The sequence below is a fragment of the Pseudarthrobacter sp. MDT1-56 genome (genome assembly GCF_059383555.1).
This window is the reverse complement of the sequence record NZ_JBWZCK010000001.1, coordinates 476,369-494,790: the sequence shown is the minus strand read 5'-3', so window position 1 is coordinate 494,790 and position 18,422 is coordinate 476,369. Positions and strand designations below refer to the sequence as shown.

Annotated in this window: 25 protein-coding genes; 1 reads left to right on the top strand and 24 read right to left on the bottom strand. The window is 64.1% G+C overall.

Translation table 11 applies throughout. From position 1 onward, the window contains the following. Positions 1-26: 26 nt before the first annotated feature. The 22 genes from AC50YC_RS02420 to rpsJ form a co-directional block, all read right to left on the bottom strand. Positions 27-596 (bottom strand): adenylate kinase, encoded by a 570-nt coding sequence (locus AC50YC_RS02420; protein WP_354170252.1) that lies wholly within the window; start codon positions 594-596, stop codon positions 27-29. 5 nt (positions 597-601) lie between these two features. Then, on the bottom strand, positions 602-1,912 hold the full coding sequence (gene secY / locus AC50YC_RS02415) for a preprotein translocase subunit SecY (protein ID WP_494952021.1): 1,311 nt from the start codon (positions 1,910-1,912) through the stop codon (positions 602-604). A gap of 185 nt (positions 1,913-2,097) precedes the next feature. Continuing rightward, the gene (rplO, locus tag AC50YC_RS02410; RefSeq protein WP_058931722.1) at positions 2,098-2,592 is read right to left on the bottom strand and encodes a 50S ribosomal protein L15; all 495 of its coding nucleotides are present in this window, start codon (positions 2,590-2,592) and stop codon (positions 2,098-2,100) included. Then, complete coding sequence (gene rpmD / locus AC50YC_RS02405) at positions 2,593-2,799, bottom strand: 50S ribosomal protein L30 (protein WP_346925355.1); 207 nt, start codon at positions 2,797-2,799, stop codon at positions 2,593-2,595. 1 nt (position 2,800) lies between these two features. Next, positions 2,801-3,481, bottom strand: coding sequence for a 30S ribosomal protein S5 (gene rpsE, locus AC50YC_RS02400; RefSeq protein WP_307460639.1), 681 nt, complete (start codon positions 3,479-3,481; stop codon positions 2,801-2,803). A 26-nt stretch (positions 3,482-3,507) separates the two neighbouring features. Beyond that, entirely contained in the window at positions 3,508-3,891 is a 384-nt protein-coding gene (rplR, locus tag AC50YC_RS02395) for a 50S ribosomal protein L18 (protein ID WP_091251989.1), read from the bottom strand. Positions 3,892-3,893: 2 nt separating this feature from the next. Continuing rightward, entirely contained in the window at positions 3,894-4,430 is a 537-nt protein-coding gene (gene rplF / locus AC50YC_RS02390) for a 50S ribosomal protein L6 (RefSeq protein WP_301226749.1), read from the bottom strand. Between the two features lie 18 nt (positions 4,431-4,448). Beyond that, the gene (rpsH, locus tag AC50YC_RS02385; protein ID WP_056425243.1) at positions 4,449-4,847 is read right to left on the bottom strand and encodes a 30S ribosomal protein S8; all 399 of its coding nucleotides are present in this window, start codon (positions 4,845-4,847) and stop codon (positions 4,449-4,451) included. Positions 4,848-4,938: 91 nt separating this feature from the next. Then, on the bottom strand, positions 4,939-5,520 hold the full coding sequence (gene rplE, locus AC50YC_RS02380) for a 50S ribosomal protein L5 (RefSeq protein ID WP_056425240.1): 582 nt from the start codon (positions 5,518-5,520) through the stop codon (positions 4,939-4,941). Next, positions 5,520-5,879: a 50S ribosomal protein L24 gene (gene rplX / locus AC50YC_RS02375; RefSeq protein WP_056425237.1), complete on the bottom strand. Its 360-nt coding sequence runs from the start codon at positions 5,877-5,879 to the stop codon at positions 5,520-5,522. Before rplX ends, rplE begins: the two co-directional genes overlap by 1 nt. A gap of 3 nt (positions 5,880-5,882) precedes the next feature. After that, entirely contained in the window at positions 5,883-6,251 is a 369-nt protein-coding gene (gene rplN, locus AC50YC_RS02370) for a 50S ribosomal protein L14 (RefSeq protein ID WP_003803789.1), read from the bottom strand. Between the two features lie 400 nt (positions 6,252-6,651). Continuing rightward, positions 6,652-6,960, bottom strand: coding sequence for a 30S ribosomal protein S17 (rpsQ, locus tag AC50YC_RS02365; RefSeq protein WP_310052392.1), 309 nt, complete (start codon positions 6,958-6,960; stop codon positions 6,652-6,654). Then, positions 6,957-7,286 carry a 50S ribosomal protein L29 gene (rpmC, locus tag AC50YC_RS02360; protein ID WP_326957500.1) on the bottom strand — a complete coding sequence of 110 codons (330 nt, stop codon included), beginning with the start codon at positions 7,284-7,286 and terminating at the stop codon, positions 6,957-6,959. The genes rpsQ and rpmC overlap by 4 nt, the downstream gene beginning before the upstream one ends. Before the next feature lie 2 nt (positions 7,287-7,288). Continuing rightward, positions 7,289-7,705: a 50S ribosomal protein L16 gene (gene rplP / locus AC50YC_RS02355; RefSeq protein WP_123257072.1), complete on the bottom strand. Its 417-nt coding sequence runs from the start codon at positions 7,703-7,705 to the stop codon at positions 7,289-7,291. Then, the gene (gene rpsC, locus AC50YC_RS02350; RefSeq protein WP_354169337.1) at positions 7,706-8,539 is read right to left on the bottom strand and encodes a 30S ribosomal protein S3; all 834 of its coding nucleotides are present in this window, start codon (positions 8,537-8,539) and stop codon (positions 7,706-7,708) included. It abuts the gene before it with no gap. Beyond that, entirely contained in the window at positions 8,540-8,905 is a 366-nt protein-coding gene (rplV, locus tag AC50YC_RS02345) for a 50S ribosomal protein L22 (RefSeq protein WP_003803798.1), read from the bottom strand. A 38-nt stretch (positions 8,906-8,943) separates the two neighbouring features. Continuing rightward, complete coding sequence (gene rpsS / locus AC50YC_RS02340) at positions 8,944-9,225, bottom strand: 30S ribosomal protein S19 (protein WP_018773666.1); 282 nt, start codon at positions 9,223-9,225, stop codon at positions 8,944-8,946. A 12-nt stretch (positions 9,226-9,237) separates the two neighbouring features. Next, entirely contained in the window at positions 9,238-10,077 is an 840-nt protein-coding gene (rplB, locus tag AC50YC_RS02335; RefSeq protein ID WP_069949299.1) for a 50S ribosomal protein L2, read from the bottom strand. A 29-nt stretch (positions 10,078-10,106) separates the two neighbouring features. Beyond that, positions 10,107-10,412: a 50S ribosomal protein L23 gene (rplW, locus tag AC50YC_RS02330; protein WP_024366132.1), complete on the bottom strand. Its 306-nt coding sequence runs from the start codon at positions 10,410-10,412 to the stop codon at positions 10,107-10,109. Then, positions 10,409-11,032 (bottom strand): 50S ribosomal protein L4, encoded by a 624-nt coding sequence (gene rplD / locus AC50YC_RS02325; RefSeq protein ID WP_024366133.1) that lies wholly within the window; start codon positions 11,030-11,032, stop codon positions 10,409-10,411. The genes rplW and rplD overlap by 4 nt, the downstream gene beginning before the upstream one ends. A gap of 4 nt (positions 11,033-11,036) precedes the next feature. Next, on the bottom strand, positions 11,037-11,687 hold the full coding sequence (gene rplC / locus AC50YC_RS02320) for a 50S ribosomal protein L3 (RefSeq protein WP_024366134.1): 651 nt from the start codon (positions 11,685-11,687) through the stop codon (positions 11,037-11,039). A 17-nt stretch (positions 11,688-11,704) separates the two neighbouring features. After that, the gene (rpsJ, locus tag AC50YC_RS02315; protein WP_024366135.1) at positions 11,705-12,013 is read right to left on the bottom strand and encodes a 30S ribosomal protein S10; all 309 of its coding nucleotides are present in this window, start codon (positions 12,011-12,013) and stop codon (positions 11,705-11,707) included. 474 nt (positions 12,014-12,487) lie between these two features. Between rpsJ and AC50YC_RS02310 the strand changes: the two genes are divergently transcribed. Continuing rightward, a complete protein-coding gene (locus AC50YC_RS02310; protein ID WP_494952020.1) occupies positions 12,488-13,915 on the top strand; it encodes a GH1 family beta-glucosidase in 1,428 nt (475 codons plus the stop codon). A gap of 70 nt (positions 13,916-13,985) precedes the next feature. On the opposite strand, the gene AC50YC_RS02305 is transcribed toward AC50YC_RS02310, so the two are convergent. Together AC50YC_RS02305 and AC50YC_RS02300 are read right to left on the bottom strand one after the other, a co-directional pair. After that, entirely contained in the window at positions 13,986-14,111 is a 126-nt protein-coding gene (locus tag AC50YC_RS02305; RefSeq protein ID WP_494952019.1) for a hypothetical protein, read from the bottom strand. Positions 14,112-14,158: 47 nt separating this feature from the next. Continuing rightward, a complete protein-coding gene (locus AC50YC_RS02300; protein ID WP_494952018.1) occupies positions 14,159-18,289 on the bottom strand; it encodes a hypothetical protein in 4,131 nt (1,376 codons plus the stop codon). Between the last annotated feature and the right edge of the window lie 133 nt (positions 18,290-18,422).

Sequence of the window (18,422 nt, the reverse complement as noted above, 5' to 3'; positions counted from 1 at the left end):
GAGGGGCCTCGAGGTTCGCGGGCCGCTTAGGCCGTCTGGGCCTCTTTGATGGCCTGCATCACGCGGTCGGTGACCTCGTCGATGCCGCCGATGCCATCGACGCGGGTCAGGATGCCGCGGTCGGCATATTTGGCGACCACGGCCTCTGTCTGCTCGTGGTAGAGGTCGAGGCGGTGCCGGATGACGGCTTCGTTGTCGTCAGTGCGTCCGGTTTCCTTGGCGCGGCCCAGCAGGCGGGTGACGAGTTCCTCGTCGTCGGCCGTGAGCTGCAGGACGACGTCGAGCTTCTGGTCGCCGTCGGCCAGGATCCCGTCGAGGTAGTCCACCTGCGCGGTGGTGCGCGGGTAGCCGTCCAGGAGGAAGCCGTTCTCCACGTCGTCCTCGCCGAGCCGGTCGCGGACCATCTTGTTGGTCACGCTGTCCGGGACGAAGTCGCCCGCGTCCATGTACTTCTTGGCTTCGATGCCCAACGGCGTCTCACCCTTGACGTTGGCGCGGAAGATGTCCCCCGTGGAGATCGCAATCACGCCGAGGCGCTCCGAAATGCGTTCCGCCTGCGTTCCCTTGCCGGAGCCGGGAGGTCCGATAATCAACATTCTCGTCATCGCAAAAGCCCTTCGTAGTGACGCTGCTGTAGCTGCGCATCAATCTGCTTGACGGTCTCCAAACCTACGCCGACCATGATCAGGATCGAGGTGCCACCGAACGGGAAGTTCTGGTTGGCATTGATCAGGACCAGTGCGACCAGCGGGATAAGTGCCACAAACGCCAGGTAAATAGCACCGGGGAGGGTGATCCTGGCCAGCACATACTGCAGGTAGTCTGCGGTCGGCTTGCCGGCACGGATACCCGGAATGAAGCCGCCGTACTTCTTCATGTTGTCAGAAACTTCTTCAGGGTTGAAAGTGATCGCAACATAGAAGTAAGTGAAGAACACAATCATGGCGAAGTAGAGCACCATGTAGATCGGCTGGTCACCGCGGACCAGGTTGTTGTTGATCCACTCCACCCAGGGTGCGATCGGCTCTCCGGGCTGGGGCTGGTTGAACTGCGAGATCAGACCCGGCAGGTACAGCATCGAGGAAGCGAAGATGACGGGCACGACGCCGGCCATGTTCACCTTGATCGGGATGTACGTGCTGGTGCCGCCCACGGTCCGCCGGCCGATCATCCGCTTGGCGTACTGCACCGGGATGCGGCGCTGGGACTGCTCCACGAAGACGACGGCGGCCACGGTCAGCAGGCCGATGACCAGGACCATGAAGAAGGTGCCCGGGCCCTGCGAGGTCCAGATGGCGCCGAGCGAGCCGGGGAAGCTGGAAACGATCGAGGTGAAGATCAGCAGCGACATGCCGTTGCCGACACCCTTTTCGGTCACGAGCTCACCCATCCACATGATGAGGCCGGTGCCGGCCGTCAAGGTGATGATGATGAGGATCGTGGTGATGACGCTGTCGTCCGGGATGATCGGCAGCTGGCAGTTCGGCAGCAGCTGGCCGGAGCGTGCGAGCGACACCAAGGTCGTGGCGTTGAGGAGGCCCAGGGCGATCGTCAGGTAACGCGTGTACTGCGTCAGCTTCGACTGGCCTGCGGCGCCTTCCTCGTACAGCTGCTGGAAGCGGGGAATGACCACCCGGAGCAGCTGGACGATGATGCTGGCCGTGATGTACGGCATGATGCCCAGGGCAAAGACAGACACCTGGAGCAGTGCACCGCCGCTGAACAGGTTGACGAGCTGGTAGATGCCGCCCGTGGTCTGACCGTTCTGCAAGCATTGCTGGACATTCTGGTAGTTCACACCAGGCGAGGGGATGAAGGCACCCAAGCGGAAGATTGTGATGATTCCCAGCGTGAACAACAACTTGCGTCGCAGATCAGGCGTGCGAAAGGCCCGGCCAAATGCGCTAAGCAAGCGTCCTCCTGAGTAATAAGTAAAGTCGTGTGAGATAGGTCAAATAAACCCAACAACCGAGTCTAACGGGTGGACGCGCCCTGCGGACAATCGCAGGGCCGGGAAAATAGAAAAACTCCCGGCACCTGGGGCCTGAGCCCCGGGTACCGGGAGTTTCCACAACGGGCAACTGCCCCGCCGCCTCGTTAGAGTGCGGTGGTGCTTCCGCCTGCTGCAGCAATCTTTTCTGCGGCGCTGGCCGAGAATGCGTGGACGGTGACGTCAACCTTGACGGTGATGTCGCCGGTGCCAAGCACCTTCACGGGCTGGTTCTTGCGAACGGCACCCTTTTCGACCAGGTTCTCCACGGTGACTGCGCCACCTTCCGGGAACAGCTCGTTGAGCTTGTCCAGGTTTACAACCTGGAACTCAACCCGGAACGGGTTCTTGAAGCCGCGCAGCTTCGGCAGACGCATGTGCAGCGGCAGCTGGCCGCCGGCAAAGCCAGCCTTGATCTGGTAGCGGGCCTTCGTACCCTTGGTACCGCGACCGGCGGTCTTACCCTTGGAACCTTCACCACGACCAACACGGGTCTTGGCGGTCTTGGCACCCGGGGCGGGACGCAGGTGGTGAACCTTCAGTGCGTTCTGCTTCTCAGCAGCGGCGCCCTGTGCCTTTTCGGCGGTGTTCTTCTCTGCCATTTACTTCGCCTCCTCTACCTTTATCAGGTGCGGAACCGTGTTGACCATTCCCACGGTCACGGCGTCGGCGGTGCGGACAACGGTGTGTCCGATCCGCTTCAGGCCGAGGGACCGCAGCGTGTCGCGCTGGTTCTGCTTGCCGCCAATGGCGGACTTGATCTGAGTGATCTCCAACTTTGCGTCGGAGACAAGCACGTTCTTAGCCAACTCAGACACCTGCCTTCTGGTTCAGGAGCGCCTTCACCATTGCCGGCGGAGCGATCTCGTCGAGCGGGAGGCCGCGGCGTGCTGCCACTGCTGCCGGCTCCTCGAGGCGCTTCAGCGCGTCAACGGTCGCGTGCACGATGTTGATGGCGTTGGAGGAACCGAGCGACTTGGAGAGGATGTCGTGGATGCCCACGCACTCCAGTACTGCACGGACCGGACCGCCGGCGATAACACCGGTACCGGCGGAAGCCGGACGCAGCATAACGACGCCTGCGGCGGCTTCACCCTGAACGCGGTGCGGGATGGTGCTGCCGATGCGGGGAACGCGGAAGAAGGACTTCTTGGCTTCTTCAACGCCCTTCGCGATTGCGGCAGGAACTTCCTTAGCCTTGCCGTAGCCAACGCCGACCATACCGTTACCGTCACCGACGACGACAAGGGCGGTGAAGCTAAAGCGACGACCACCCTTGACGACCTTGGAAACACGGTTGATGGTTACGACGCGCTCTACGAACTGGCTCTTTTCGGCTTCGCGGCCACCGTCGCGGCCACCACGGCCACCACGATCGCCACGGCCCTGGCCGCGGTCGCCACGCTCGCCACGACGAGCGCCACCACGGGCGGCGTCGGTGGTAGCAGGCGCAGCGGTCTCAGTTGCCGGAGCAGCTACAGCTTCAGTCACCTGAATGTCCTTTTCGTTATTTTCGGTCACAGTGACAGCCCACCTTCACGTGCGCCGTCAGCGACGGCGGCGATCCGGCCGTGGTACTTGTTACCACCGCGGTCGAAGACAACAGCTTCGATTCCGGCAGCCTTGGCACGCTCGGCGACGAGCTCGCCAACGCGCTTGGCCTTGGCAGTCTTGTCACCGTCGAATGCACGAAGGTCGGCTTCCAAAGTGGAGGCGCTTGCTACGGTCAGGCCCTTGGTGTCATCGACAACCTGGACGAATACGTGGCGTGCGGAACGGTTGACGACCAGACGAGGACGTACAGCCGTTCCGGAGATGCGCTTGCGGATACGAAGCTGGCGGCGGCTGCGCTGGGCAGACTTGCTCTTGTTCGTACGCTTCTTGTTAATTGCGATCGCCATGGTTACTTACCAGCCTTTCCGACCTTGCGGCGGATGACTTCGCCTGCGTAACGGATGCCCTTGCCCTTGTAGGGGTCCGGCTTCCGCAGCTTGCGAATGTTGGCAGCAACCTCGCCGACCTGCTGCTTGGAGATACCTGAAACAGAGAGCTTGGTCGGGGTCTCTACTGCAAAGGTGATGCCGTTCGGTGCCGAGACGCTAACCGGGTGGCTGTAGCCCAGAGCGAACTCCAGGTCAGAACCCTTTGCCTGAACGCGGTAACCGGTACCGACGATTTCAAGCTTCTTCTCGTAGCCTGCGGTGACACCCTGGATCATGTTGGCGATCAGGGTGCGGGTCAGGCCGTGCAGCGAACGTGAGGCGCGCTCGTCGTTCGGGCGGGCGACAGTCAGGGTGCCATCTTCCAGGGAAACCTCGATCGGGCTGGGCACAGTGTGGCTCAGCTCGCCTTTGGAACCCTTGACGTTGACGACAGAGCCGTCAACCTTGACCTCAACGCCGGCAGGAACGGTGATGGGGAGACGTCCAATACGTGACATTATTCTCTTCCTTTCCCGTTACCAGACGTAAGCGAGGACTTCGCCGCCCACGCCCTTCTTGCCGGCCTGCTTGTCAGTCAAGAGGCCGGAAGAGGTGGACAGGATTGCGACACCCAGGCCACCGAGCACGTGCGGCAGGTTGGTGGACTTTGCGTAAACGCGCAGTCCCGGCTTGGAAATACGACGAACGCCAGCGATTGAACGCTCGCGGTTCGGACCGAACTTGAGCTCGAGGGTCAGCTTCTTGCCGACCTCAGCGTCTTCTTCTTTCCAGGAGGCGATGTAACCTTCGGCCTTCAGGATGTCGGCAACGCGTGCCTTGAGCTTGCTGTACGGCATAGACACGGAATCGTGGTATGCCGAGTTTGCGTTGCGCAGACGCGTAAGCATGTCTGCGACGGGATCTGTCATTGTCATGGTGGGCTCTTGCCCTTCCTCATAACGGTTTCCGCCGTGCAGTCATCCCCAGGGGGGAACCGGCACGTAACGGACCTTTTACGTAGCTAGATTAATCTTCGGTCTTGAACGGGAAGCCAAGCGCCTTGAGCAGCGCGCGGCCTTCGTCGTCGGTCTTGGCAGTGGTCACGACGGTGATGTCCATGCCGCGAACGCGGTCGATGGAATCCTGGTCGATCTCGTGGAACATAACCTGCTCGGTCAGACCGAAGGTGTAGTTGCCGTTGCCGTCGAACTGCTTGCCGCTGAGGCCCCGGAAGTCGCGGATACGCGGCAGAGCCAGCGTGACCAGACGGTCCAGGAATTCCCACATGCGGTCCCCACGCAGAGTTGCGTGTGCACCGATCGGCATGCCTTCGCGCAGCTTGAACTGTGCGATCGACTTGCGGGCCTTGGTTACCTGCGGCTTCTGGCCGGTGATCAGGGTCAGATCGCGGACAGCACCGTCGATCAGCTTGGAGTCCTTGGCGGCATCTCCAACACCCATGTTCACAACGACCTTCACCAGACGGGGAACCTGGTTGACGTTCTCGTACTTGAATTCCTCAACGAGCGAGCTCTTGATGGAATCCGCGTACTTGGTCTTCAGACGAGGAACGATCTTGCTTGCCGGAGTCTCGAGAGTCTCAGTCATTAGATGTCCTTCCCTGAGCTCTTGGCGACGCGGACACGCACTTCGCGCTTCACGCCATCGCGCTCAACGGTCTCGGTGCGGAAACCGACGCGGGTGGGCTTCTTGGTGGACGGGTCAACCAGAGCCACGTTGGAGATGTGGATCGTAGCCTCGACGACTTCGATGCCACCGGTCTTGGTGCCGCGCTGCGACTGACCGACCTTGGTGTGCTTGGTTACGCGGTTAATGCCTTCGACCAACACGCGGTTGGTCTCGGGGAATACGCGCAGAACCTTGCCCTGCTTGCCCTTGTCGCCGCCGCGCTCAGCCTTGGCGCCAGTGATGACCTGAACGAGGTCACCCTTTTTGATCTTAGCCATGGACTAAAGCACCTCCGGAGCCAGAGAAACGATCTTCATGAACTTCTTATCGCGAAGTTCACGACCAACCGGTCCGAAGATACGGGTACCGCGGGGGTCACCGTCATTCTTCAAGATCACAGCTGCGTTCTCGTCAAACTTGATGTAGGAACCATCCGCACGGCGGCGTTCCTTCTTGGTACGGACGATGACAGCCTTGACGACGTCGCCCTTCTTTACGTTGCCGCCCGGAATTGCGTCCTTGACGGTAGCGACGATTACGTCGCCAATGCCTGCGTAGCGACGGCCAGATCCACCGAGAACGCGAATGGTAAGGATTTCCTTAGCACCCGTGTTGTCGGCGACCTTGAGTCGCGACTCCTGCTGAATCACTATTTACTCCTTGCGTCGCGCTGGTTCTCAGACCGAAAATCTTCCTACGGAATGAGCCTTGCGGAACGGTTGATCGGGGTGTCTCTTGACCTGCCTGGATTTTGCCAGACCAGGCCTAAACTCCCGTGCCAAAAACATTTGCTTCCCAGGCGGATTCCGACGAATCGGGGCGCTAGGGGGCACTATGCCGTGGCACGATTGTTTACGAGGTTGATGACGGCGCACAGAGGGCGCCATACAAACTCAAAATCCTAGCACGTTTCGGCCATATCCCCATATCACAGCCGGGCCTCCACAGCACGGCACAGGCCGGCGCACTCCCCCGGCGACGGAGAAACCCCCGCTCCCAGAAGGGAACGGGGGTTTCGATGCAGATCCCCTGACGGGGAAGCTGCAGGTGTTACTTGGCCTTCTCGAGGATCTCCACCAGACGCCACCGCTTGGTAGCGGAGAGCGGGCGGGTCTCGGCGAGGAGAACGAGGTCGCCGATGCCGGCGCTGTTCTCTTCGTCGTGAGCCTTGATCTTCGTGTTGCGGCGAAGGACCTTGCCATAGAGGGCGTGCTTCACACGGTCCTCGACCTGGACAACGATGGTCTTTTCCATCTTGTCCGAGACCACATAGCCGCGCTTCGTCTTACGGTAACCGCGCTCGTCAGCCTTAGCTGCGCCGGAAACAGTTTCCGTCACGTTCTCGTCCTTTTCACTCACTTGGCGTCCTCCTCGGTCTCAACCTTTTCAGCCTTGTCAGCCTTCTTGGTTGCAGCCTTCTTGGACTTCTTTTCTTCCTTGGCTTCCACAACCGGTGCGGCAACCTCGGCACGAATGCCCAGCTCGCGCTCACGGAGAACGGTGTAGATGCGTGCGATGTCCTTCTTTACCGCGCGCAGTCGACCGTGGTTCTCCAGCTGGCCGGTGGCGGACTGGAAACGCAGGTTGAACAGCTCTTCCTTGGCCTTACGGAGTTCCTCAACGAGTCGCTCGTTGTCGAAACCGTCCAGCTGTGCGGATGCAAGTTCCTTGGATCCTACTGACATTTCTATTCACCACCTTCGCGACGCAGAATGCGTGCCTTCAACGGGAGCTTGTGGATCGCCAGGCGCAGTGCCTCGCGGGCAACCGATTCCTCGACACCGGAGATCTCGAAGAGAACCCGGCCCGGCTTGACGTTTGAGACCCACCATTCCGGAGAACCCTTACCGGAACCCATGCGGGTTTCGGCAGGCTTCTTCGTCAGCGGACGGTCCGGGTAGATGTTGATCCAGACCTTGCCGCCACGCTTGATGTGGCGGGTCATCGCGATACGGGCAGACTCGATCTGACGGTTGGTGACGTATGCCGGGCTCAGAGCCTGGATACCCCATTCACCGAAGGAGACCTTCGTGCCGCCCGTAGCAGCGCCGGAACGACCCGGGTGGTGCTGCTTACGGTGCTTGACTCGACGTGGGATAAGCATTTAAGCCTGTCCTCCTTCTACTGCAGGAGCAGCAGCTTCAGCGGCCGGAGCCTCTGCAGCAGGAGCTGCTTCGGCGGCCGGACGGTCAGTACGACGGCGGCGGTCACCACGGTCAGCGCCACCCGGGCGGCCCGGGCGGTCGCTGGCACCACGGCCACGGGACGGAGCAGCAGCTGCCTGCTGAGCCAGTTCCTTGGCGGTGACGTCACCCTTGTAGATCCAGACCTTCACGCCGATGCGGCCGAAGGTGGTCTTGGCCTCGTAGAAGCCGTAGTCGATGTTCGCGCGGAGGGTGTGCAGGGGCACACGGCCTTCGCGGTAGAACTCCGAGCGGGACATTTCTGCGCCGCCCAGTCGACCCGAGCAAGCGATACGGATGCCCTTGGCACCTGCACGCTGTGCGGACTGCATGGCCTTCTTCATCGCACGGCGGAAAGCCACGCGGGAAGTCAGCTGCTCAGCAACGCCCTGGGCAACAAGCTGAGCTTCCATCTCGGGGTTCTTGACCTCGAGGATGTTCAGCTGAACCTGCTTGCCCGTGAGCTTTTCGAGCTCGCCGCGGATGCGGTCTGCTTCTGCGCCGCGGCGGCCGATAACGATGCCCGGACGTGCCGTGTGGATATCCACACGGACACGGTCGCGGGTGCGCTCGATCTCAACCTTGGCGATACCGGCGCGCTCCATGCCCGTGGACATGAGCTGGCGGATGCGGATGTCTTCGCGAACGAAGTCCTTGTACCGCTGGCCGGCCTTGGTGCTGTCAGCAAACCAGTGCGATACGTGATCGGTGGTGATGCCGAGTCGGAACCCGTGCGGGTTAACTTTCTGTCCCACTTAGCGAGCCTCCTCTTTCTCCGGGGTAGCGACTACCACGGTGATGTGGCTCGTGCGCTTCTTGATCTGAAATGCACGACCCTGGGCTCGCGGCTGGAACCGCTTCATGGTCGGGCCTTCATCAACAAACGCTTCGCTGATGATGAGGTCACCTTCGTCAAACGCCACGCCGTCGCGGTCCGCGAGGACCCGGGCGTTGGAGATTGCCGACTGAACTACCTTGAATACCGGCTCCGAAGCTGCCTGCGGGGCAAACTTCAGAATTGCCAGAGCCTCATTCGCTTGCTTACCACGAACAAGGTTGACGACGCGCCGGGCCTTCATAGGCGTTACGCGGATGTGACGCGCAATTGCCTTGGCTTCCATTGCTTTCCTTCTCTCGTCTTTGACGTAAGTGCAGGCGCCTAGCGGCGCTTGCCCTTACGGTCGTCCTTGACATGGCCGCGGAATGTCCGCGTGGGAGCGAATTCGCCGAGCTTGTGCCCGACCATCGACTCAGTGACAAACACGGGGATGTGCTTGCGTCCGTCGTGTACGGCGATCGTGTGGCCGAGCATGTCGGGGACGATCATCGAGCGGCGGGACCAGGTCTTGATGACGTTCTTGGTGCCCTTTTCGTTTTCCCTGGCTACCTTTACAAAGAGGTGCTGGTCAACGAAAGGACCTTTTTTCAGGCTGCGTGGCATGTGTCCAGGCTCCTATCGCTTGTTCTTGCCAGTACGACGGCGACGAACAATAAGCTTGTCGCTCTCTTTGTTGGGACGGCGGGTGCGGCCTTCGCGCTTACCGTTCGGGTTGACGGGGTGACGTCCACCGGACGTCTTACCCTCGCCACCACCGTGGGGGTGATCGACCGGGTTCATGGCGACACCACGGACGGTCGGGCGAACGCCCTTCCAGCGCATACGGCCGGCCTTACCCCAGTTGATGTTCGACTGCTCGGCGTTGCCGACCTCGCCGACGGTTGCGCGGCAGCGCACGTCAACGTTGCGGATTTCACCGGAAGGCAGACGCAGCTGGGCGAAACGGCCTTCCTTAGCAACGAGCTGGATCGATGCGCCGGCGGAGCGGCCCATCTTGGCGCCGCCACCCGGACGCAGTTCGACTGCGTGGATTACGGTACCGACCGGGATGTTGCGCAGCGGGAGGTTGTTGCCGGGCTTGATGTCAGCGTCGGCACCTGCCTCTACGGTGTCACCCTGGGACAGCTTGTTCGGGGCAATGATGTACCGCTTGGTGCCATCAATGTAGTGGAGGAGCGCGATGCGAGCCGTACGGTTCGGATCGTACTCGATTTCGGCAACGCGGGCGTTGACGCCGTCTTTGTCGTGGCGACGGAAGTCGATCAGACGGTACTGGCGCTTGTGGCCACCACCCTTGTGACGGGTCGTGATCTTACCGGTGTTGTTACGGCCACCCTTTTTCGGGAGGGGACGTACCAACGACTTTTCCGGCGTCGACCGCGTGATTTCAGTGAAGTCCGCTACGCTCGAGCCGCGACGGCCCGGGGTAGTCGGCTTATATTTACGGATTCCCATAATTTATTTCCTCGTTAAAGTGGTCTCCGCTACGAGAGCGGACCGCCGAAGATGTCGATCGTGCCTTCTTTGAGGCTCACAATTGCACGCTTGGTGTTCTTGCGGGTACCCCATCCGAATTTGGTCCGCTTGCGCTTACCGGCACGGTTGATGGTGTTGATCGAGTCGACCTTGACGGAGAAGATTTTCTCCACGGCCAGCTTGATCTCGGTCTTGTTCGAGCGGGGGTCCACCAGGAAGGTGTACTTGCCCTCGTCGATCAGGCCGTAGCTCTTTTCCGAGACGACGGGTGCAAGCACGACGTCGCGCGGATCTTTGATGGTGGCTGCACTCACTTGGCATCCTCCTCGTTCTTTGCCACTGCCTTGGAAGCAACGAATGCTTCGTAGGCAGCCTTGGTGAAGACAACGTCATCGGAGACGAGAACGTCGTAGGTGTTCAGCTGGTCTGCGTACAGAACGTGAACATCAGTGAGGTTGCGCACGGAGAGTGCAGCAACATCGTTGGCGCGCTCGATGACAACGAGCAGGTTCTTGCGCTCGGAGACACCCCGCAGAGTTGCCAGTGCTGCGCTGGAGGACGGCTTGGTGCCGGGAACCAGTTCAGCAACGACGTGGATGCGGCCGTTACGGGCGCGGTCAGAGAGAGCGCCGCGCAGTGCAGCAGCAATCATCTTCTTGGGGGTGCGCTGGCTGTAGTCACGCGGCGTGGGGCCGTGGACGACGCCACCACCGGTCATGTGAGGAGCACGGATTGAACCCTGACGGGCGCGGCCGGTGCCCTTCTGCTTGAACGGCTTGCGACCTGCACCGGAAACCTCGGCGCGGGTCTTGGTCTTGTGGGTACCCTGGCGAGCAGCAGCGAGCTGGGCAACGACGACCTGGTGCAGCAGCGGCACGTTGGTCTGTACGTCGAAGATCTCTGCAGGCAGGTCAACCTTGACAGTGCTAGTCATTGAACTAGGCTCCCTTCACGGCGGTGCGTACGAGTACGACCTGGCCGCGGGCGCCGGGGACGGCGCCCTTGATCAGGAGCAGCGACTTCTCGACGTCAACCGCGTGGACCGTGAGGTTCAGCGTGGTGTGACGAACGGCGCCCATGCGGCCGGCCATTTTCATGCCCTTGAAGACGCGGCTCGGGGTGGATGCGCCACCGATTGAACCGGGCTTACGGTGGTTCTTGTGTGCACCGTGGGAAGCTCCAACGCCGTGGAAGCCGTGACGCTTCATAACACCGGCGAAGCCCTTACCCTTGGTGGTGCCAACGACGTCGATCTTCTGGCCGGCTTCGAAGAGCTCTACGGAGAGCTCCTGGCCCAGCTCGTAAGAATCAGCATCTGCAGTGCGCAGTTCGACGACGTGGCGGCGAGGCGTGACGCCTGCCTTTTCAAAGTGACCAGCCAGCGGCTTGGTGACCTTGCGGGGATCGATCTGGCCGTAGCCGATCTGAACGGCGACATAGCCATCAGTGTCTGCATTGCGCAGCTGCGTGATGACGTTCGAGTCAGCCTGGACCACAGTGACGGGGATGAGCTTGTTGTTCTCGTCCCAGACCTGGGTCATGCCGAGCTTCGTGCCCAGCAGGCCCTTTACGTTACGGGTTGCGGTCATAGTCTCTCAGCACCTCCCTACAGCTTGATTTCGATGTTCACGTCGGCCGGCAGGTCGAGACGCATAAGCGAATCAACAGCCTTGGGCGTGGGGTCGATGATGTCGATCAGACGCTTGTGAGTACGCATTTCGAAGTGCTCACGGCTGTCCTTGTACTTGTGCGGAGAGCGGATGACGCAGTAGATGTTCTTCTCCGTCGGCAGCGGCACAGGGCCTACTACCGTGGCGCCTGCGCGCGTGACCGTCTCAACGATCTTCCGTGCTGAAGAGTCAATGACCTCGTGGTCGTATGACTTCAGCCGGATGCGGATTTTTTGTCCCGCCATGTCGCCTGACTCTCTTTCGTTAGTGCTGCTCCAGTGAGGGCTGCTCTGTTTACTTGCGTGTTGCATGTGGCTGCCGAAGCAATTGAAGTCGTAACTACCACCCGCCGCACAAGCTGAATCCGGATAAATCCGGGTTCCTCAACCTGCCGACGTAACCGACCCCCGCGGTCGGGCGTGTCGCGCTTTTCACGCGTACTCGACCGCAATTCCTTGGGGCGTGGGTTATGTTTGGTCTCCTACTTGGACCCTGACACCCGGCATTATCCGGATCGGGACGCGAAAGAGCGCTTGAACAACTCATCTAGTATGCCGGAATTGCCGGGCAGAAGCGAATCGACGGCCGGGCGGGGCAAGGCCGCCACCGCGCCGGCGTCGGCCGGTTCACGCGGCCGGTCACGCGGCGCTGGGGCGGACGACGGCGGGACTGGACTTCCGGTCATTGCCTTCAGCGGGCACCGTGGGGATGATGGGGGCATGACCGTGCAGGACTCCGTAGCAGTTCAGGCCCTCGCCGCGCGCCTGGGCCCGGATTTCCAGCTGGGAGTTGCCTCGGCAGCTTTCCAGATTGAAGGCTCCCTCGCGGCCGGCGGCCGCGGGCCCTCCGGCTGGGACGCCTTCGTCGAGAAACCCGGCACCATCCAGGACGGCCACTCCCCCGCCGTCGCCTGCGACCACTACAACCGCACCGCGGAAGACGTCGAACTGATGCGTACGCTCGGCATCGACTCCTACCGCTTCTCCCTCTCCTGGCCGCGGATCCAGCCGGACGGGACGGGTCCGTTCAACAGCGCAGGGCTCGACTTCTACGACCGGCTCATCGACCAGCTGCTGGAAGCCGGCATCTCCCCGATGGCCACGCTGTACCACTGGGACACCCCGCTGCCGCTGGAACACCGCGGCGGCTGGCTGCAGCGGTCCACCGCGGAACGCTTCGCCGAGTACAGCGCGGCGGCCGGCCGCCGCTTCGGCGACCGTGTCGCCCAGTGGGTAACGCTCAACGAGCCGGTCTCAGTCACACTCAACGGCTACGCCCTGGGGGTCCATGCCCCGGGCCACGACCTGCTCTTCGATGCCTTGCCCGCCGTGCACCACCAGCTTCTGGGGCACGGCCTCGCCGTGCAGGCGCTGCGCGCGGAGGGGGTCACCGGCGCTGTTGGCGTCACCAACCTGCATTCCCCGGTCCGGCCGGCGTCCAAATCGGTGACGGACCGGTTCCTGGCCAACATCTTCGACCTGGTCCTGAACCGGGTCTATGCGGATCCGATCCTCCTGGGCAGCTACCCGAAAGTGCCGCTCATCGCCAAGCCGTGGTTCCGTTCACTGGGGAAGATCTCCGACGCCGACCTGCGGACCATCCACCAGCCCCTCGATTTCTACGGGCTGAACTACTACTACCCCGTGAAGGTCGCAACCGGTCGCGGCCCGGGCGAGAGCCCCGCGGGCACCGCCGACGCGATGCTGAAGATGCCGTTCCATATGGCGGCGTTCCCGGAATACGCCACCACCGGTTTCGGCTGGCCGGTGGCCCCGGACCACCTGGGCCCGCTGCTCCGCGAGCTGAAGGACAGGTATGGCGGGGCGCTGCCTCCGCTGTACATCACCGAAAGCGGGGCCAGCTTCCCGGAGCCCGAGCACGTGTCCGGCCCCATCGCGGACACGGACCGGATCAGCTACATCGCATCCCATCTGGGGCATGCCCTGGAGGCCACCGCGGCCGGCGGCATCGCCGAGGACGTTGAACTGCTGGGTTACTACGTCTGGACCCTGATGGACAACTTCGAGTGGGCGGCCGGGTACTCGCAGCGCTTCGGGCTGGTCCACGTCGACTTCGACACCCAGGAACGCACGCCCAAAGATTCCTACTACTGGTACCAGGCACTCAGCAGGGCCCGCAAGGGATGAGCTGAAAGGACACGCCGGCGGCCGGCCCGCGGTGGCCCGGCCGCCCACAGGGCGTGTACGCCCCTGCGCGCTATTTCTCCCGGTTGGCCCGGGTGATGCGCTTGGCCCGCTCAATCTCGTTCCGGAAATGCTTCTTGGCCCAAAAGACGGCGGCGACGACGGCAACGGCCACCAACAGGAAAATCAACCAGCCCATTGTGAGCTCCCTTCGTTGGAAGCAACGATATCAGCGGGCTGCCCCTGCTAACTATGGTCCGCCGGCTCACGGCGCGGTGCCGGCTCGACAGCGACCGGCTTGCTGCTGTTCAGCCGCCAGAGTGCCAGCGCTATGAGGGCCGCGGCAATGAGGGCGAGCAGCGCGAAAGTGTATTGGCGGATCGCCCACAAGATGCACAGCGCCACTCCTGCCGCACCCCACCAGACAAACAACCGTTCGCCGAAGGCCAGCCCCGCCATAAGCACCACGGCCATCAGCGCCAGGACCCAAAGCTGCTGCCCCGCATCGCCGCCAAAGATGATCCCCAGCCCGGACAGCGTCAACAGCCCGGCCCCGCCGGACAACAGCACCGGGCCTGTTCTGCGGTGAGCCTCACTGCGGTTCCCCGACATCAAGCGAAGGGCACCCAGCACCCCGGCCAGGACCACATGCCACTGCAGGGTCCAGAACGCATCGGGCCAATCGGAGCCGGAGTCGAGTCCGGTGAACAGCACCGCACGCTGCACCGCCGCGGTCGTAGCGAACAGTCCCAGTTCCGCACCGGCCCTGCGGGCTGCCGCCGGCACTTCGGCGCAGCACATCGCGGCGGTCGTGGCCACGAGCGCAGCCCCGGCCCAGGCGGTTTCGTCCCACCGCAGCCCGGCGGCCGCGGCGAGGCCAACACCCAGGACCCCTGCAGCCGCCAGCGACCAGCGCCGGACCGGATCGCCGGCCAGCGCGTCGCGGCGCAGCCAGCGGACGGCATACAGCGCTGCCGCCGCCGGGACGCAGCCCGCCAGCCAGGGCACGTAGCTGCCCCAGGCGCCCGGCGCGGCTTCCAGCAGCTCGGAAGCTGACAGCGTGGCACCGGACAGCGACGCCGCAACGGCTGGCACGTAGAGCGCCGGCCACCGCTCCAGGTGAGACGCCGCAAAACAGGCCACTGCCAGCACCAGGACAGATCCCCCGGTCAGCCAGTCAGCGGCGAGCGGCGCCAGCAGCATGGCGGTCATAACGAAGGCACCGGAAGCTGCCAGCCAGAGCCAGCGTTCGACGTCGGCCCGCGCGTTCCGCCGGAAACGCAGGCCTGAGCCGGTGGCGGCCAGCGAGAGCACAAGCAGCATCACCACGACCCCGTTGTGGCTGAGCACCGGCTGGTCAAGCACACCGCCGGCAGACGAGCCGCCACCGAACTGCACCAGCGGCCCCAGCGCCACGGTGCCGAACACGGCGGCATAGACCGTCAGGTAGGCCGCCCCGCGGGCCGCAAACACCCGGCTGGCCACCGCCGCGGAGACCAGTAGCAGCCCCGCGTGCAGCAGGACCACCCAGCGGCCGCCGTCGTTCGGCGCTGCCACAAGGTAACCGAGCGGCAGTGCGGCCTGGGCGGCGAGCGTGATCCACACCGCGGCCTGCTGGAACGGTACTTCTGACAGGCGGTGCCGCATGAGCCAGCGGATCACATGCTGGGCTGCAAGGACCAGCCCGAAGGCCACCGATACGACGGTGACCGAGGCCGCCGCGTCATAAGTCAGGACGAGCGCCAGCGCCAGGGTCAGCACCCGGGCCGACGCGAAATATGCGCCTTTGGCAGTGCGCGAGGTGGCGGCCACCACCATCGCGGCGCTGAAGGCGGCAAAGATGCCCAGAACCAGCTCGACGTCGAGCGCCGAACCTGCACGGGCCAGCAGCAGCGCCAGCGTGGCCGGGGCAAACACCGCCGCGCGTGGGCGGGCCCGCAGCACGAACCCCGCCGCCGCGGCGCTGAGGGCAATCACGACGACGGCAGCGGTCAGTTGCCAGCCCCCGGACGACCGATACTGCAGGCCGGCCGCCGTGAGAACAGCCAGCGCGGCGGCCTGCAGCGCCAGTACCGCGGCGGCGTCGACGACAACGCCGTCGGGAGCCCGGCCCCGGACCTCGGCCAGCAGGGGGAAGGCCAGCTGCAGCCCCAGCACCAGCATCGCCAGCGAAGCGCCCATGAGCTCCTCGCCGCCAAGCAGCAGCGGACCGGTCTCCTGACGCAGCTGCCGGAAACCCGTCAGGACCAGGACGGTGCCGGCCGCCCGGGTCAGCCACCAGTAGCTCCACCGTTGCTGCAGCGCGCCGCGGCGCAGGGCCGTCGCCACGAGAAAAATCACGGTCAGGGCCAGGCCGATGTTGCCGGCCTGGAGCGAGACACCGGCAAAGGCCAGGCCGATCAGCGCTGCCGCCATGCCCAGGGGCAGCAGTTCCCGGGCGCCCGGCCGCCAGCGAATTCCTGCCGCAGTTTCTCCGGAGAGAGCCCAGCCAATGCCAAAGGAGGCCAGCAGCTGGAGCACGACGGCGGCGCCGGCGAGCGTTCGCCCCGGCGTGTCGTCCATGAAGGCCAGCGCTGCGAGGGCTGGGAGTGCCGCGAGGGAGAATGCCGCCAGGCTCGCGTCCGGGGCCAGCGACAGCACGCCCGCCCGGGCCAGGGCTGCCGTGGCGAGCTGCTGCACCACGAGAGCCAGCAGGAAAGCGGACAGCACCGGAACAGAGCCGTCGTCGGTCGCTGCCGCAACGAGCGCGGGAACGGCCAGTGTGGCCGCGATGCGGGCGGCGAGAACGAAGTGCCGGCGCAGGGACTCCGTGGACGGCAGGGAGCGCACGGCCCAGAACAGCGCGACCAGCAGCAGGAACCCTGCCGGGGTCCAGCCGCCGGCTCGGTCGCCGAAGGTCGATGCCAGCACCAGGGCAGCCACCGGGGCACCTTCCGCCAGGCCGCCCAGGCCCACTGCGAGGGCCATGCCGGTGAGCACCGCCAGCACCAGCGGCAGCCACACCGGGACGTCACTGCCCGGGTCGACGGCGGGATCGAACAGGGTCGCCGCACCCCAGAGCAGGGTCAGGAGCAGCTGCAGCCCGAAGGTGGCGAGGGCGTCTGCCTGCCGCCGGACGGACGACCCCAGCAGCGCGGCAGGTACGACGTTCAGCCCGGAGGCCACCAGCACGGCCTGGAGGGCTGCCAGCGCAACGGCGGTCAGCAGCATCCACGGCAGGCTGTCACTGGCAGCCCAGACCGCGGCCGCAGGCGCTGCCGTGAGGCTCAACCTCGCGCCGTAGTACTGGGCGACCCGGAAGCGGCTCTGCGGCACCGCCGCCACCAGGGCGAAGTACGTGCCGCACAGGAACATGATGAGCGCGTACTCCCCCTTGTCGAGAAGCATGGGAATGAAGGTCACGGCGGTTGCGACGGCGGGGACCACAAAAGGGTGCAGGTCCATGAGCGGCTTGAACACCGATGGCATCCAGCGGGGACTGGTCATGGCCAGCAACGTCAGGACGACCGCGATCGCGATCAGCGCCGCGAAGTACCAGACGAGGGCTCCGCCCAGGACCGAAATCCCGGACCACGCCGTCGACACGACGAACGTCAGGGACAAGTAGGCCAGGACCTTGCTGTCCATCCGGACTGCCGCGGCAAGATAGGCCACAGTACCGATGGACGAGGTGACCAGCCAGGCGGCGGAGCCGCCGAGCGGGGTGAAGTTGTACAGGGCCAGTCCTGCCACCGGGATCAGGGCCAGGCCGGTTCCCGTAAACGCGACGGCAGCCGGCCTGAGGCGCGGGGCCCTCGAGTGCAGGACCAGCCCGCCGGCGTAGAACAGCGCGGTGATGGCGACGACGCCGGCGAACCGGAGGACTTCGGGCAGACCGGTGCCGATGAACAGGGAACCGGCAGTCACCAGCAGGAGGCTCGCGACGTAGAGGGTGGTGTTGATGTTCTGCCGGTCCCGCTTCTCCTTGCGGGCGGCCCGGTCCGCGGCGGATTCCTGGGGAGGAGCCGGACGCGGGGGCTGCGGCGGAGGGGAAGACCCCTGCGTGGGAAGGGGTCGGGGCTGTCCCTGCGGTGCGGTCCAGGCCGGCGGGGCCGGTTGGGCTGGCCAGGCCGGCGGGGCCGGCGGGGCCGGCTGGGCGGGCCAGGCTAGGGGTGGAGCCGCAGCCGGTTCCGGCAGGATGGTCCATGCCCCCGGCACCGGGGCGGACTGGCCGTCCCGCCAGCCCTGGAGGTGCCCCGTCCGGAAGCCGTCGGCGAAGGCCTGACTATTCTCTGCAGCGGCACGCCTGCGTTCCCGCGCCCTCCCCCAGCGGAGGCCCATCAGGAGGGCGCCCGCCACCAGGAGCATCACCAGCAGGGGCGGGACGTCGGTCGACATAGATTTCCTTCGTGACTCCGGCTGCCCGAACCCGCCCAGCCGCCATTAAATCCAATGACTAGATGAAATATAGCACCGGTTGGTGGTCAGCGGATGCTCGTTCATCACCCCATCGTCCGGCCCCAGGTCGGGG

Bases quoted from the DNA above. Each gene is read 5' to 3' on its own strand.
- rplX (WP_056425237.1), bottom strand. From the start codon at position 5,879: ATGGCTAAGATCAAAAAGGGTGACCTCGTTCAGGTCATCACTGGCGCC.
- rplE (WP_056425240.1), bottom strand. From the start codon at position 5,520: ATGACTGAGACTCTCGAGACTCCGGCAAGCAAGATCGTTCCTCGTCTG.
- AC50YC_RS02300 (WP_494952018.1), bottom strand. From the start codon at position 18,289: ATGTCGACCGACGTCCCGCCCCTGCTGGTGATGCTCCTGGTGGCGGGC.
- rplV (WP_003803798.1), bottom strand. From the start codon at position 8,905: ATGGAAGCCAAGGCAATTGCGCGTCACATCCGCGTAACGCCTATGAAG.
- AC50YC_RS02420 (WP_354170252.1), bottom strand. From the start codon at position 596: ATGTTGATTATCGGACCTCCCGGCTCCGGCAAGGGAACGCAGGCGGAA.
- rpsJ (WP_024366135.1), bottom strand. From the start codon at position 12,013: ATGGCGGGACAAAAAATCCGCATCCGGCTGAAGTCATACGACCACGAG.
- rplF (WP_301226749.1), bottom strand. From the start codon at position 4,430: ATGTCACGTATTGGACGTCTCCCCATCACCGTTCCTGCCGGCGTTGAG.
- rpsS (WP_018773666.1), bottom strand. From the start codon at position 9,225: ATGCCACGCAGCCTGAAAAAAGGTCCTTTCGTTGACCAGCACCTCTTT.
- rplB (WP_069949299.1), bottom strand. From the start codon at position 10,077: ATGGGAATCCGTAAATATAAGCCGACTACCCCGGGCCGTCGCGGCTCG.
- rplR (WP_091251989.1), bottom strand. From the start codon at position 3,891: ATGGCGATCGCAATTAACAAGAAGCGTACGAACAAGAGCAAGTCTGCC.
- AC50YC_RS02310 (WP_494952020.1), top strand. From the start codon at position 12,488: ATGACCGTGCAGGACTCCGTAGCAGTTCAGGCCCTCGCCGCGCGCCTG.
- rpmC (WP_326957500.1), bottom strand. From the start codon at position 7,286: ATGTCAGTAGGATCCAAGGAACTTGCATCCGCACAGCTGGACGGTTTC.
- rplP (WP_123257072.1), bottom strand. From the start codon at position 7,705: ATGCTTATCCCACGTCGAGTCAAGCACCGTAAGCAGCACCACCCGGGT.
- rplC (WP_024366134.1), bottom strand. From the start codon at position 11,687: ATGACCGCAACCCGTAACGTAAAGGGCCTGCTGGGCACGAAGCTCGGC.
- rplD (WP_024366133.1), bottom strand. From the start codon at position 11,032: ATGACTAGCACTGTCAAGGTTGACCTGCCTGCAGAGATCTTCGACGTA.
- rpsH (WP_056425243.1), bottom strand. From the start codon at position 4,847: ATGACAATGACAGATCCCGTCGCAGACATGCTTACGCGTCTGCGCAAC.
- rplO (WP_058931722.1), bottom strand. From the start codon at position 2,592: ATGGCAGAGAAGAACACCGCCGAAAAGGCACAGGGCGCCGCTGCTGAG.
- AC50YC_RS02305 (WP_494952019.1), bottom strand. From the start codon at position 14,111: ATGGGCTGGTTGATTTTCCTGTTGGTGGCCGTTGCCGTCGTCGCCGCC.